The 14200-nt window shown below is 69.5% G+C and carries 14 protein-coding genes and 1 pseudogene; 9 read left to right on the top strand and 6 right to left on the bottom strand.

The window, feature by feature from the left end:
* Positions 1-5 precede the first annotated feature (5 nt).
* The 5 genes from NMI01S_RS08035 to NMI01S_RS08055 all read right to left on the bottom strand — a co-directional run bounded on the left by NMI01S_RS08035 (position 6) and on the right by NMI01S_RS08055 (position 3745).
* Positions 6-605, bottom strand: a complete 600-nt coding sequence (locus NMI01S_RS08035; protein ID WP_084512701.1) for a suppressor of fused domain protein — start codon at positions 603-605, stop codon at positions 6-8.
* Between the two features lie 22 nt (positions 606-627).
* Positions 628-1119 (bottom strand): YflT domain-containing protein, encoded by a 492-nt coding sequence (locus tag NMI01S_RS08040; RefSeq protein ID WP_030514914.1) that lies wholly within the window; start codon positions 1117-1119, stop codon positions 628-630.
* 113 nt (positions 1120-1232) lie between these two features.
* Positions 1233-1544: a DUF3224 domain-containing protein gene (locus tag NMI01S_RS08045; protein WP_245716762.1), complete on the bottom strand. Its 312-nt coding sequence runs from the start codon at positions 1542-1544 to the stop codon at positions 1233-1235.
* Positions 1545-1569: 25 nt separating this feature from the next.
* Positions 1570-2634 (bottom strand): fused (3R)-hydroxyacyl-ACP dehydratase subunits HadA/HadB, encoded by a 1065-nt coding sequence (locus NMI01S_RS08050; RefSeq protein ID WP_062995337.1) that lies wholly within the window; start codon positions 2632-2634, stop codon positions 1570-1572.
* A 163-nt stretch (positions 2635-2797) separates the two neighbouring features.
* Complete coding sequence (locus NMI01S_RS08055) at positions 2798-3745, bottom strand: HpcH/HpaI aldolase/citrate lyase family protein (RefSeq protein WP_062995620.1); 948 nt, start codon at positions 3743-3745, stop codon at positions 2798-2800.
* A gap of 50 nt (positions 3746-3795) precedes the next feature.
* Between NMI01S_RS08055 and NMI01S_RS08060 the strand changes: the two genes are divergently transcribed.
* From NMI01S_RS08060 to NMI01S_RS08095, 9 genes and pseudogenes are all read left to right on the top strand, one after another.
* A complete protein-coding gene (locus NMI01S_RS08060; protein ID WP_084512707.1) occupies positions 3796-5157 on the top strand; it encodes a magnesium transporter MgtE N-terminal domain-containing protein in 1362 nt (453 codons plus the stop codon).
* On the top strand, positions 5154-5762 hold the full coding sequence (locus tag NMI01S_RS08065; protein WP_062995338.1) for a DUF1003 domain-containing protein: 609 nt from the start codon (positions 5154-5156) through the stop codon (positions 5760-5762). Before NMI01S_RS08060 ends, NMI01S_RS08065 begins: the two co-directional genes overlap by 4 nt.
* 162 nt (positions 5763-5924) lie before the next feature.
* A complete protein-coding gene (locus tag NMI01S_RS08070; protein WP_245716763.1) occupies positions 5925-7370 on the top strand; it encodes a lytic transglycosylase domain-containing protein in 1446 nt (481 codons plus the stop codon).
* A gap of 163 nt (positions 7371-7533) precedes the next feature.
* Positions 7534-8370, top strand: a complete 837-nt coding sequence (locus tag NMI01S_RS08075; protein WP_062995340.1) for a lytic transglycosylase domain-containing protein — start codon at positions 7534-7536, stop codon at positions 8368-8370.
* Positions 8371-8436: 66 nt separating this feature from the next.
* A complete protein-coding gene (locus NMI01S_RS08080) occupies positions 8437-9573 on the top strand; it encodes an Mrp/NBP35 family ATP-binding protein (RefSeq protein WP_062995341.1) in 1137 nt (378 codons plus the stop codon).
* Between the two features lie 250 nt (positions 9574-9823).
* A pseudogene (locus NMI01S_RS08085) lies at positions 9824-10165 on the top strand (DivIVA domain-containing protein); the annotation flags it as partial.
* A gap of 989 nt (positions 10166-11154) precedes the next feature.
* Positions 11155-11727: a DNA-3-methyladenine glycosylase I gene (locus NMI01S_RS08090; protein WP_157126085.1), complete on the top strand. Its 573-nt coding sequence runs from the start codon at positions 11155-11157 to the stop codon at positions 11725-11727.
* A gap of 179 nt (positions 11728-11906) precedes the next feature.
* The gene (locus NMI01S_RS33975) at positions 11907-12074 is read left to right on the top strand and encodes a DUF3117 domain-containing protein (RefSeq protein ID WP_064902036.1); all 168 of its coding nucleotides are present in this window, start codon (positions 11907-11909) and stop codon (positions 12072-12074) included.
* 162 nt (positions 12075-12236) lie between these two features.
* Positions 12237-13118: a putative RNA methyltransferase gene (locus tag NMI01S_RS08095; protein ID WP_062995624.1), complete on the top strand. Its 882-nt coding sequence runs from the start codon at positions 12237-12239 to the stop codon at positions 13116-13118.
* Positions 13119-13331: 213 nt separating this feature from the next.
* Here the strand turns inward: NMI01S_RS08095 and NMI01S_RS08100 are convergent, their stop codons facing one another.
* A complete protein-coding gene (locus NMI01S_RS08100; protein WP_062995626.1) occupies positions 13332-14189 on the bottom strand; it encodes a sigma-70 family RNA polymerase sigma factor in 858 nt (285 codons plus the stop codon).
* Between the last annotated feature and the right edge of the window lie 11 nt (positions 14190-14200).

Below are 14200 nucleotides of genomic sequence, written 5' to 3' on the forward strand. Positions count from 1 at the left end.
GCGGACTACAGATTCGCGGCGGCCCGGTGCGGATCACGGATGTCGATCCCCGCTTCGGACCACGCGTCCCGCAGCGCCGCGGCCCCGCGCACTCGCACCCACGCCGCCTCGGTGGCGGTGATCGGCGCGACCGACAGGAATCGCACCGGATCCGCGGGCTCCGGCAGTGGGACCTCGGCGATATCCGCCTCGCCCAGCAGCACCGCGGTGAAGGGGGCGTTGTGCCACAACGGCTCTCCCAGGTCGAGCAGCGCATCCGGTTGCAGCACAACGCCTTCCACCGACGGAGCGGCGATCAGCACGCCGAGTCCGCGCGGCAGCCCCGCCTGGGCGCCGGCGCCGCCGCGCAGCGTCAGCACCAATTCGGCGCGCGGGCCGCGCACGGGGTCGGCCAGGGCCGCCGCGGAATCGGTCATCGGATGCCGGGAGCCACCGAGGGTGACGTAGTGCACGAACTCGCCGTCGGGGATGCGCAGGATGTCGATCGGTTCCAGGCCGAGGAAGGTCACCGACGCGGAGTCGAAGCGCGTGTCATCGAATCCCGGCCCCGTCCGGGGAATGCCGAAATGCGTCAGTACCGCGGACCGCACCTGATCGAGTTCCATAGCCCTAGAGCGTGCCAGAGCCCTACAGCGCCAGGCGCGCCAGCATATCCCGCGCCTGCTCGGCGACCTTCGGATCGCACAGCACGTCGTAGCGTCCGGCGACCAACTGCATGGTGGAGGCGAAGTCGCGGGTACCGCGGGTGGCGGCGTACGGGATCACCGCCGAGATGAGCCCGAAGATGATGCCGCCGACCAGGCCGACCACCAGCGGCCCGATCACGCCGCCCGTGGTGAACAGGCTCAGCAGCAACCCCAGGAACAGGCCCAGCCAGGCGCCCGAAACCATGCCGCCGCCAATGACTTTGCCCCAGGTGAGCCGGCCCAGCACTCGTTCGACCTGCATCAGATCGACACCCACGATGGTCATGTTCTCCACCGGGAACTGGTTGTCGGCCAGATAGTCGACCGCCCGCTGCGCCTCGGCATAGGTCGGATAGGAGGCGACCGGCCACCCCGACGGCGGAGTCGGCAAGCCGGGCCGATTGCGATTCGGACTACCCAACGGATTGGTCATAACTCCACGATCCTAGGTCGACATCGCCGCTACGGCTGGATGCGGCGACTCAGCGGCGCACCGCGTGTCCGATTTTACCGGGGCGGGAGAAGCCGGAATCCATGCCGTTCCGGTCACAGCGTGTACGTGAGGGTGAGCACCTCGCGCTGCGCCTCGTGCGCGCGGCCGCGAATTCCGGCGAGTTCTCCCGTGCCCGACCCCGGAACGATGGATCCGAAGCTGCTCAGGTCCGTCCCGTCCGCCAGACCGCCGTGCTGGATCACGAAGGTGCCGGCGCGGCCGTCGAGCGTTCCCTCGACTCGTTCCGAGGCGACGTAACCACCGCCCGCCTCCCCCTGCGCGGTCAGGACGTGCACGACGCCGGTCCCCTCGATTTCGCCGTGGTAGCGCTTGCGAACCCGCCGTGCCGGACGGGTGGCGACCACTGGCAACCGACCTGCGAAAACCCGCCTACCCCAGACGGACCTCCGCGGTGGCGAGGCCGAAGATCTTGCGACCGGCCGACTTCGCGACGACGACGACCACCGCGGTGCGTGTGGCGGGATCGACCGATTTGATCCGGCCGGTGAATTCGACGACGCCCGCGGATCCGGCATTCACGATCGTGTAGTTCGACAGCCGCACCGCGTATCTGATCAGCGATCCGGGGTCGCCGAGCCATCCGGTGACGAAGCCCGCGCCGAGTCCCATGGTGAGCATGCCGTGCGCGATGACGTCGGGCAGGCCCGCGAGCGCGGCGACGCCGTCGTGCCAGTGGATGGGGTTGGCGTCACCCGAGACGCCGGCGTAGTTCACCAGATCACCGCGTGTGATCCGGGCGGTGCGCGGCGGGAGCTCGTCGCCGGCGGCGATGTCGTCGAACCGGACGACGTTGTGCGGCACTCGTGTTCGCGACACCTCCGAGAAGCGGTGGTCGCGTCGGGCGGCGACGGCGGCGTCCAGCAACTCCGCCTCGGACAGACCCTGCGCCGCCGACGGTGCACCGACACCGTGCATGATCACCCGTTCGATCGCGCCCGCGATACCCGAGTCGATGTCCTCCCCGGTGACACCGACCGCGGTCGTGTGCATCACATGGACGACCTCGTCGAACTGATCGGTGAAGGTGTTGGTGACAGTGATCAGATCCTTGCCGGCGATGGTCCGCACCGCGCTGACCTCGACATCGCTCACCAGGCGGTCACCGGAGACCACCGGCCGATGGAACTCGAAGACCTGATCGGTCTGCACGTACACGTCGTAGCCGGTGATGACCCGTTCGAACAGCCGGCGATTGGCCAGCATCGCGGGAATCGACAGGAAGGTGGGCGGCGCGACCACCGCGCCGTAGCCGAACTCCGCCGCGTCGGCTTCCCGCCAGTGCACCGAGCCGTAATCCTGCACGGCGCGGGCGTACTCGCGGATCTTCTCCCGCCCGACCTCGTAATAGTCCTCGGCACGGTAGGCATATCCCACCAGCGACCGCGTGTATGCCGCCGCATCCGCGGTCGCCTCGCCTGCGGCCGCCTGGTCCACAGTTTCCCGGTCGCCAGTTGCCTGGTCGACAGTTGCCTCGGACAAGCCACACTCCTCAACGCTCGGCTGCGCAGATCCTACGGACGCGGGAGCACCCGTCGCCGGATTCGCCCGCCGTTCAAGAGGTTTCACGAAGAACGGGGCCGACGATTGTGAGTTGTCGTCACGCCCGAGGCGGTACGAAACTCGTGGTGCGCGTCATTGCGGCGGCCCGCCCCTTCTCCGCGACGACCTGTGCCATCTTCGCGCTGGCCTCGTCGATCATCTCGTCGCCGAGCATCACCGCGCCGCGGGCGCCGCCGGCGGTCGAGGTGTGGTAGGCGTAGGCGTCCAGGATCTCCTCGGCGCGGTCGTAGTCGGCCTGGCGGGGGCTGAAGATCTCGTTACACGCCTCGACCTGGGTGGGGTGCAGCACCCATTTGCCGTCGAATCCGAGGGCCGCGGTGCGGGATGCGGCGCGGCGGAAGCCGTCGAGGTCGCGGATCTGCAGATAGGGACCGTCGATGGCCTGCAGGCCGTGCGCCCGCGCGGCGAGCAGGATGGTCATCAGAATGTGGTGGTAGGCGTCGCCGGGTTCGTAGCCCTCGGGCTGTTCACCGACCACCAGGGTGCGCATATTGATACTGGCCATGAAGTCGGCGGGGCCGAAGACCAGGGTCTGCACACGCGGACTGGCGGTGGCGATCTCGTCGATGTTGCGCAGCCCCTGCGCGTTCTCGATCTGCGGCTCGATGCCGATGCGGCCGACCTCGAGCCCGTTGGCCTTCTCCAGCTGGGTCAGCAGCAGATCGAGCGCACGCACCTGGGCGCCGTCGAGCACCTTCGGCAGCAGAATCGCGTCCAGGTCGCGGCCGGCGCCCTCGACCACCGAGATGACGTCGGCGTAGGTCCATTCCGTCGTCCAGTCGTTGACCCGCACGACCTTGATCTGATTGCCCCAGCCGGGCGAGTTCAGCGCGGCGACGATGTTGGCGCGGGCGGCGGCCTTGGCGGGCGGGGCGACCGCATCCTCGAGGTCGAGGAAGATCTCGTCGGCGGGCAAACCCTTGGCCTTGTCGATCATCCGTAGATTACTGCCGGGTACGGCGAGCACCGAACGACGCGTTGACATGGGCGGCTCCTGAATCGTCTCGCGGGGCTGCACCACATAGCCTTGCACTTATGGCAGCAACGAAAGTTTTCGCCGCCAGGCTGGCGGGCCTGGTGGTACTGGGTCCGGACGGCGAGTCTATCGGCCGTGTGCGGGACGTGGTGATCTCCATCCGCTACGACCGCCAGCAACCCCGGGTGCTGGGACTACTGGTCGAATTACCCACGCGCAAACGTATTTTCGTCCCGATGCTCCGGGTCAACGCGATCGAGCCGAACTCGGTCAATCTCAACACCGGAACCGTGAGCCTGCGCCGCTTCGAACAGCGGCCCGGCGAAATGCTGGCGTTGGCGCAGGTCCTCGACTCCAAGGTGCGCGTGGTCGATCCCGAACTCCCGGACCTAGAGGGGGTGGACGTCTTCGTCGTCGACCTGGGCATCGAACAGAGCCGCACCCGCGACTGGGTGGTCTCGCGGGTGGCGGTGCGCGGACATCGGCGCCTGGGCCGGCGCCGCGAGGTGCACGTGGTCGAGTGGTCGGATGTTCGCGGGCTGACCCAGCACGAGTTGAATCTGCCCGGTCAGGACGTCACCCAGCTGCTCGGCCAGTTCGAGGGCCTGCGCCCGGCCGATGTGGCGCATCTGCTGCGCGAACTGCCCGAGAAGCGCCGGATCGAATTGGCCCGGGCCCTCGACGACGAACGACTCGCCGACGTGGTGCAGGAACTTCCGGAGAACGACCAGGTCGACGTGCTGCAGAATCTGGGCGTCGAACGCGCGGCCGATCTGCTCGAGGCGATGGACCCCGACGACGCCGCCGACCTGCTCGGCGAACTGCCGACCGGTGAGGCCGAGGCGCTGCTGGCACTGATGGATCCCGAGGAATCCGAGCCGGTGCGGCGCCTGCTCGAATATTCGCCCTACACCGCGGGCGGCATGATGACGCCCCGCCCCGTGGTGCTCACCCCGGCGGCGAGCGTCGCGGAGGCGCTGGCCCGCATCCGCGACCCCGATCTGACTCCGGCGCTGGCGTCGATGGTGTTCGTGGTCCGCCCGCCGACCGCGACGCCGACCGGCCGCTATCTGGGCTGTGTGCACACCCAGGCGCTGCTGCGCGAACCGCCGGCGACACTGGTGGGCGGGCTGGTCGACAGCGACCTCACCCAGCTGCATCCCGATGCCCCGCTGACCGCGGTCACCCGCTATTTCGCGACCTACAACCTGGTCTGCGGGCCGGTGGTGGACGAGGAGAATCACCTGCTCGGCGCGGTGAGCGTCGACGACGTGCTCGACCATCTGCTGCCCGAGGACTGGCGCGAACAGGACGAGGACGCCTCCGAACCGGCGAGCACGATTCATTCGATCGCGGCCGCGGCGCGGGCGGCGGGCAAAGCGGCAACGGCTGACGCGGCGGCCGGAAGGGCGAAAGCATGAGTGAGCGCAGCGAACGCGCGGCCCGCACGGACAAGCCGGTCGCCCGGGCCCGCTTGGAGACACCGGTCGAATCGCGGTTCCGCTTCGAGATCGACGCCGAGGCGGTGGCGCGGGGCAGCGAGACGGTGGCCCGATTCCTGGGGACCGGTCGTTATCTGCTGTTGCAGACGGTCGTGGTCGTGGTGTGGATCGCGCTCAATGTCTTCGCGGTGAGCCTGCAGTGGGATCCGTATCCGTTCATCCTGCTGAACCTGGCCTTCTCCACCCAGGCCGCCTACGCCGCACCCCTGATCCTGCTGGCCCAGAACCGGCAGGACAACCGCGACAAGGTATCTCTCGAGGAGGATCGCCGCCGCGCGGCACAGACCAAGGCCGACACCGAATTCCTGGCCCGGGAGCTGGCGGCGCTGCGAATCGCGGTGGGCGAGGTGGCCACTCGCGACTATCTGCGCCGCGAACTCGAAGACATCAAAGACGCTCTGGCGCGGCTCCAACTACATGCGCCGCTGGACGACGAAGATGCTGTCGAGACCGCGAAGTCCAAGAAAAGTACCGATAGGAAGAGGGGTCGAGTACCGATTTCGCCTCAAATAGATGGCGGCTGACCGCAATTATCGATAACAACGTGCTGACTGGCAGGTAACCTGGATCACGTTGTCCGTGGCGGCTCCGCGCGTTCAGGTCGCTCAACGACTACGAGGGGATTGGTTGTGCCGATGCGAATATCTGGACCGATTACCGTATCGGCGCTGGTGGTTGCGGGTTTGATGGCTACAGGTTCGGCGGCGCACACGACCGCGCGAACCAGTGCGCCGAAGACGACCGAGGCGCGCCTGGCGGCAGCGAGCTCCCCCACCGACGCCGGCAACTCCGACGCCGAGGCGGTGGGGCTGGTACCCGCCGCTCCCGAACCTCCTCGCAAACTCAGAGCTATGACGGCGCCCGCGGCTGGGGCGCCGTTGTTCGGCGGTACCGTTCCGCTGCAGGACATCGCGTTGCCGGGCGGTAGCGGAGCCTTCGGCATTCCGGAGATCGTGCTCGCCGCATACCGCAATGCCGAACTGACCCTGCAGTCCTCGGAGCCGAACTGCGGTCTGAACTGGAGCCTGCTCGCCGGGATCGGGCGCATCGAGTCCAATCACGCCGGGCACGGCCGCACCGACGCCGCGGGCACGACCATCGGCACCATCTACGGCCCCTCACTGGACGGCACACTGCCGGGTAACGAGGTCATCAAGGCCGCCGACGGCAATTTCGTGCGGGCGGTCGGCCCGATGCAGTTCCTGCCCGGCACCTGGTCGCTGTACGCGTCCGACGGTAACGGCGACGGTGTCGCGGATCCGAACAACGTCTTCGACGCGTCGCTGGCCGCGGGCAAGTATCTGTGCTCGGGTGGGCTGAATCTGCGTGACCCGCAGCAGGAACTGCGCGCGGTCCTGCGCTACAACAACTCGACGGCCTATGCGGCCAACGTGCTGAGCTGGGCCAACGCCTACAAGACCGGCGGCGCCCCGACCCAGGTGCAGATCTCGCCCGATCTGATTCCGCCGGGCACGATGCAGGCCCCGCCCGCGGGTCCGGACATCCTCGCCGCGAACGGCAGTATTCCGACCCCCACCGAGCCGCCGTCGCGGGCCACCACCACCGTGCCCACGCCGCAACAGCCGACGCAGGTGATGATCAATATCCCCGGGCTGCCGCCGATTCCGTGCGGCATCTTCTGCCCGCCTCCGAAGCCGAATCCGTGCGATCCGGCCGCGGTGCCGGCGCCGATGCCGCAACCGGGGCAACCCGCCCGACCGGCCGCACCCGCCCAGACCCAGCGCTGGGCGGCGGGCGACCCGGTGCGCCCGGTCGATCCGCAGGCCGCCGAGGGCAAGCCCGCCGATCCGAACGCGCCGGCGAATCCGAATGCGGCTCCGGCCGATCCGAACGCGCCGAAGCCGGCCGCCCCGGCCTGCACGCAGCCGCAGGGCCAGGCGGCGCCCGGCGCTCAGCCCGGCGCACCGGCACAGCCGAACGGCGCACCGGCACCGGCCGCACCCGAGCAGGAGTCGCAAACGCCGTCCAAGACACCGGAACCCGGCCCGGAGGCGGCCGCGCCCGCGCCGGCCGCGCCGCCGAGCCCGACGCAGCAGCCCGGGATCACGCTGCCGTTCGGAATCGTCGTCCCGCTGCCCGTCCTGCCCGGTCCGCCGGCACCGCCGCAGTAGTCGCCCGGCCCCCTCGTTCGACCCGAAACCCCCGCTGAGGCGGGGGTTTCGGCGTAAACGGGACAGGCGGTCACGAAGCAGTAACGAAAAGGTCTCGGATGCGGTAATCTGATCTCGTTGTGTCACGAAAAGCTCACAGCGAGCATTGGAGGGTCACCACATCGTGGGACGTCACCGTAAGCAGCCGGCCACCCCTGTCCGGCGCGGATCCGTTATCGCTCTGACCGGCCTCGTCCCCGCGGGACTCGTAGCCGTCGGCGCCTCCGCCGCCGAGGTCAACACCGGCGAATTCACCGCTGTGGCTCTGCCGCAACACACTCCGGATGCTCAGCAGGCTGTGGACCAGCAGGCCGCGCCGGACGAAATGATGCGCGCCGCAAAGCATCCCGGCCCGCCGATCGTGAAAACCGTTGCGCAGCCGGAAGGCCGGGTCGCCGCCGATCTGCCGCCGGGACCCAACGGCCTGCCGGGCATCGCCTACGCGGCCTACCAGAACGCGGAACGCGTTCTGGCCCAGGAGCAGCCGGACTGCCATATGCCGTGGTCGGTGCTGGCCGGTATCGGACAGGTCGAATCGCATCACGCCTACGGCAAGGCCGATTCCAAGGGCGTCGCGCTCGACCCGATCTACGGGCCCGTCCTCGACGGCAGTCTCGCCGGTAACAACGTCGTGCACGCGACCGGTGACGATCTCGACGGCGGTATGCAGGGCTTCACCCGCGCGGTCGGCCCGATGCAGTTCCTGCCCGAGACGTGGCGCAAATACGCCGGGGACGGCGACGGCGACGGCATCGCCGATCCGCAGAACCTGTTCGACGCGGCCCTGACCGCCGGCAACTACCTCTGCTCGGGCGGATTGAACATGTCGGATCTGTCGCAGCAGTCCAAGGCGATCATGCGCTACAACAACTCGATGGCCTACGTCGCCAATGTGATGGCGTGGGAGGTCGCGTACCGGACGGGTGTGGCGCCCAAGCCCAGCCAGCTGCCACGAATCTGAGCGGGGCGGTAGCGGGCCCAGGCTGCCCCGAACGGCCCCGCCGCGACGGTCGCTAGACTCACCGATATGCCAGTGGTTACGGAAACGGATGTGCGGGGCGCGCTCGCGAAGGTGGACGACCCGGAGATCCGCAAGCCGATCACCGAACTCGGCATGGTCAAGAGCGTCTCGGTCCGCGACGACAGCAGTGTCCACGTCGAGATCTATCTGACGACCGCGGCCTGCCCGCTGCGCACCAAGCTCACCGAGATGGTCACCAAGGCGGTGGCCGATGTGGCCGGCGTCGGTGCCGTGACCGTCGACCTCGACGTGATGAGCGATGAGCAGCGCACCGAACTGCGCAAGCAGCTGCGCGGCGACTCCGCCGACCCGGTGATCCCGTTCGCCCAGCCGGGGTCGCTGACCCGCGTGTACGCGGTCGCCTCCGGCAAGGGCGGCGTCGGCAAGTCGAGCGTCACCGTCAATCTCGCGGCCGCGCTCGCCGAACGCGGCCTGTCGGTCGGCGTACTGGACGCCGACATCTACGGCCATTCCGTACCGCGCATGCTCGGCACCGATCAGCGGCCCACCCAGGTGGAACGGATGATCATGCCGCCGGTCGCGCACGATGTGAAGGTCATCTCGATCGCCATGTTCACCCAGGGCAACACCCCGGTGGTGTGGCGCGGCCCGATGCTGCACCGCGCGCTGCAGCAGTTCCTGGCCGACGTGTTCTGGGGCGATCTGGACGTGCTGCTGCTGGACCTGCCGCCCGGCACCGGTGACGTCGCGATCTCCATCGCCCAGCTCATTCCGAATGCCGAGATCCTGGTCGTGACCACGCCGCAGCCGGCGGCCGCCGAGGTCGCCGAACGGGCCGGGGCCATAGCTCTGCAGACCCGTCAGCGCATCGCCGGTGTCGTGGAGAACATGTCGTGGCTGGATCTGCCCGACGGTTCCCGCATGGAGCTCTATGGTTCCGGCGGCGGTCAGGACGTCGCCGACCGGCTCACCCGCGCGGTCGGAGCCGAGGTACCGCTACTCGGTCAGATCCCGATCACCCAGGAATTACGCGAGGCCGGCGACGAAGGCACCCCGATCGTCCTGAGCGATCCGGAAAACCCTGCGGCACAAGCGCTTCGGGGCATCGCCGACAAGTTGGCGGTGCGCCGCCGCGGGCTGGCGGGCATGTCGCTGGGCATCGACACCACCCGTCACCTGTAGGCGAGCCCCCACAGTTACTCGCTCAGCGGGTTCCCGACACCACCGACGCCGCAACCCGCGCTGAACCCGCACGGGTGAGGACGGTGTACGCCGGTCCGGCCAGAGCCACCGAACCGGCCATGATCACCGCCATCGGCCGGGCCGTGTCCTCACCCCACAGCCCGCCCAGCGGTCCGGTCCTCGAAGTTGATCACGCCGGCTCGCCACAGCTGCCGGGCTCGCTGTCGGGGTCGCCACCTAAGCTCGACCTATGCTCACGCTGCTGTTGTACGTGCTCATCGTCGGCTTGGTGGCCGCGTTGCTGTTCCTGGTGGCCAGTGCGGTGTTCGGGCGCGGGGAGGAATTGGGTCCGCTGCCGGAGGGCACGACGGTGACGGTGCTGCCCGCCGCGGGGATCCGCGGATCGGATGTGCGCGCCTTGCGATTCCAGCAGGTCTTCCGGGGGTACAAGGCGGGCGAGGTCGACTGGGCGCTGAGCCGATTGGCCGCACGGATCGACGAGCTGGAACTTCAGCTCGAGCGCAGCCGTGTCGCCACTCGGTCCGCCGACGGGGCGCCGGAAACCTCACCGGCGCAACCGAATACGGGAAGCACACGGCCTCCCACGGATACTCCCCCAGCCGCCGCCAACGGCACGACCACCAACTTCAGCACCGGAACCTTCTTCGGCGGGGCCACCTTCGCCGGCCCCGGCGGCACGACTCCCGACGGCCTGGGCGGACCGGCTTCCGCTGCTGCGGGTACCCAGGCTGCCGGCGGTGTGACCGGTCAGACTCCTGCCGGTCCGGTCGATAGCTCCGCCACCGGCTTTACTCCCGGCATCGCCACCACCCCCGGCACCGGCACCACCCTCGGCACCGGCATGCCCCCCGGCGCGGGCTTTACCCCCGGCACCGGCATCACCCCCGGCACCAGCATCACCCCCGGCGCGGGCTCTACCCCCGGCACCGGCTTCACCCCTGGAGCGGGACCTACCCCCGGGGCGGGCTTTACCCCCGGCACCGGCTTCACTCCCGGGGCGGGACCTACCCCCAGCACCGGCTTCACCCCGGCCGCGGGCTCCACCCTCGGCGCGGGCTACGCGCCCGGCGCCGGTTTCGGCGGCGTACCCGCCGGGCCAGGAATGCCCACCGGCACCGCCGTCCCCGCAACCGGCTTCCCCGTGAACGGATACGCACCGGCTACCGGTACCGCCCCGACCGTCGCGGGCCCCCACACCGCCACGCCCACCGGGTCCACCGTCGGGGTGCCGGGCAGCATCGGGCAGGCCCACGGCACGGTCGGGGTCGCTTCGCCGACCGACGCCACCGCACAGGCACCGGCACCGGGCTCCGCCGAGCAGGGCACCACCCAGCAGGCTTCCGCCGGGCACGACGGTGTGGCGCCGACCGACCGGTCGACGACCGTCCGCCCCGAGTCGGAGACCCCCACCGGACCGGGAGGGACCGGAACCACCGGTTACATCGCTCCCTCCGGGCCGGACTCGACGACCGGATTCGCCCCGGCGACGGAGACTCCCGCGACCGGCTGGGCGCCACCGCCGTTACCGGGCGATCCACCCTCATCCGCCGGAGGACTCCGATGAGCGTCGAGGCGATGGTGGACGACGGGAAGGTGCGCTGCGGCTGGTCGCAGTCGTCGCAGCTCTATCGGGATTATCACGACTCCGAGTGGGGTCGGCCGCTGCATGGGGACGATGCGCTGTTCGAGCGGATGTGCCTCGAGGCATTCCAGTCCGGGCTGTCGTGGATCACGATCCTGCGCAAGCGACCGGCGTTCCGGACGGCGTTCGCCGGATTCGCCATCGACCGGGTGGCCGAATTCGGGGACGACGACGTGGAACGGCTGCTGGCCGATCCAGGCATCGTGCGCAATCGCGCCAAAATCCTCGCGTGTGTCGCCAATGCCCGGGTTGCGCGGGAGCTGAGCCCGGGGCTGGACGAGCTGCTCTGGTCCTTCGCGCCGCCGGCTCGCCCGCGTCCGCGCGCGCTGTCCGACGTGCCCGCCGTCACACCCGAATCCGTAGCTCTCGCAAGAGAACTCAAGAAGCGAGGGTTCCGGTTCGTGGGCCCCACCACGGCCTACGCATTGATGCAGGCAACCGGAATGGTCGATGACCATCTGGCCGATTGCTGGGTCGATCTGCGGCATTGATCGCGCGCCACGCCGGTCGGTTTTCGAACTCAGGTACCCGGCCGGTTCGCTGATAAGGAAGAATAGGCGTGGTGCAGCCCACCGGACATGCCTGTCGCGTCCGGCGGCTGCCTGTTGGTGACAACACATTAGTTCCGAGAAGTGCGCAGCAGACCGCGCGGATCTGGAGGGAGCAGAGGATGGCGGCCATGAAGCCCCGCACCGGGGACGGTCCCCTCGAGGCAACCAAGGAAGGGCGTGGAATCGTCATGCGGGTTCCACTCGAGGGTGGCGGGCGTTTGGTCGTCGAGCTCACGCCGGAGGAAGCGGCAGCTCTCGGTAAAGAGCTCACCGCGGTAACCAGCTAGCCGCTCGACCCAACGAAATACACCGGTGATGAAATTGCCGGAGCGAACCCGCGCGCGCAGATCCGGCTGGGTCACCGGCCGGATCTGCGCCCGTCGCGGCGACTACCTCGACCGGGCGACCGTATCCGCCCGACGGATCACATGAACGGTCCGGACCAGCAGATGCGCGAAGCAACCCCCGGCCCCACGCCGCGGACGTCCACAGTCCACGCCGAACCCCTCGCCGCGATCGCACCCGCGGTGGCCTGCCCCGAATGCCGGGCGGGTGTCGCGCTCCGGGATCGGCGCCTGGTGTGCGAGTCCGGCCACAGCTTCGATCTCGCCAAACAGGGGTACGTCAGCCTGCTGACCGGGGCCGCGACCAAGATGACCGGCGATACCGCGGACATGCTGGACGCCCGGGCCCGGTTCCAGAGCGCGGGCCATTTCGCCCCGATCGCACACGCGACAGCCGAGGCCGTGGCCGACGGCGCACCGACCGGCACGATTCTCGAAATCGGCGCCGGCACCGGCTACTACCTGGCAGCCGGTCTGGAGGCGGCTCCGGCCGCGCACGGCATCGCACTCGACGTCTCGAAACCGGCAGCGCGGCGGGCCGCTCGCGCTCACCCACGGGCGGCCTCGATACTCGCCGACGTCTGGCGAGGGCTGCCGATCCGGGACAGTGCGCTCGACCGGGTGCTGTGTGTGTTCGCGCCGCGCAACCCGGCCGAGGTCGCGCGGGTGCTGCGCCCCGGCGGCACCTTCGTCGTGGTCACTCCCACCCCACGCCACCTGGGCGAACTCATCGCCCCGCTCGGCATGGTGGGTGTGCAGACGGACAAGGACGCGCGCCTGACCGACGCCCTGTCCGCCGATTTCCGTTGCACCGGAAGCGTCACGGTGGAGTACGACATGACCCTGGACCACGCGTCGATCGCGAATGTGGTCGGTATGGGCCCGTCCGCGCACCACGCCGCCGAATCCCGCAGCGACCTGATCGCCGCCCTCCCGGAGACGATGCCGGTCACCGCCTCGGTCACGGTCACGGTCTACCAGCGCTGATCGTTCTCGCCGAGGAGATCCACCGGATGTCCGACCGGCCGGCCGACAGCGTGATCGACCCCCGCTCGCCGCGACGGTCAGCGCCTGCCCAGCCGCTCGGCACGATGGTCGCCGCTCGCCGCCCGCCCGCTCGCCGCGGTGGTCAGCGCCCAGTGTGAACGCCGGACGAGCCGACTTCTGGAAACAGCGGCGCATCGGCGATCCGCCCTGCCCTCAGCGGAAGAAGGCCGCCACCCGCTCCCGGTCGGCGTAGACATAGATCTCCGCGATGCGACCACCGGTCACCGTGAAGGCGAGCAGCACTCCGGGCTGCCCGTCGAACCTGATCACCGCACCGGCGGCGCCGTTCACCAGCACTGGTCGCACATCCGAGGACGGCCGGGCGAACAGCAGCGCGCGGGTGGCGGTCTCGTGCGGGCCGTGGATCTCCCAGCCGCCTCCCGCACCGGCGTCGGCGCGCAGCACGATCTCCGGAGCGAGCTGCGCCACCAGAGCCTCGAAGTCGCCACGACGGGCGGCCGCGAAGAATGCGTCCACCACCGCGCGCTGGTCACCGAGGTCACCGTCGGGCATCGGCGCGGTCCGCAGCCGGCGCCGCGCGCGACTGGCCAATTGGCGTGTGGCGGCGGTGGTCCGGTCCAACAGTGTGGCGATGTGATCGAACGGCACCGCGAAGCTGTCGTGCAGGACGAAGGCGATACGTTCGGCAGGATCCAGCTGGGACAGCACCATCTGTATCGCCAGCCCCACCGAATCCGCCAGCAGCGCTTGCTCTTCCGGCGCCGGACCGTCGGCGGCGACGAACAGCGGGTCCGGCAGCCGGGCACCGCTCGGATGTTCCGGCCGGGACCGTCGAGCGCGCAACAGATCCAGGCAGGTGTGCGCCACGGCCGTGCTCAGCCAGGCGTCGAGATCGCTTACCGCGCGGGGCGGGCTGCGATGCACGCGCAGCCAGGTCTCCTGCACGGCGTCCTCGGCATCGGTCGCCGAGCCGAGGATGTGATGCGCGAGCGCCCGAAATCGCGGCCGCTGTTCGTGCAGCCGTTGCAGGGCCTGTTCGCGCTCGCTCACGCCGGTCACAT

Source organism: Nocardia mikamii NBRC 108933 (assembly GCF_001613505.1).
GTDB classification, from domain to species: domain Bacteria; phylum Actinomycetota; class Actinomycetes; order Mycobacteriales; family Mycobacteriaceae; genus Nocardia; species Nocardia mikamii.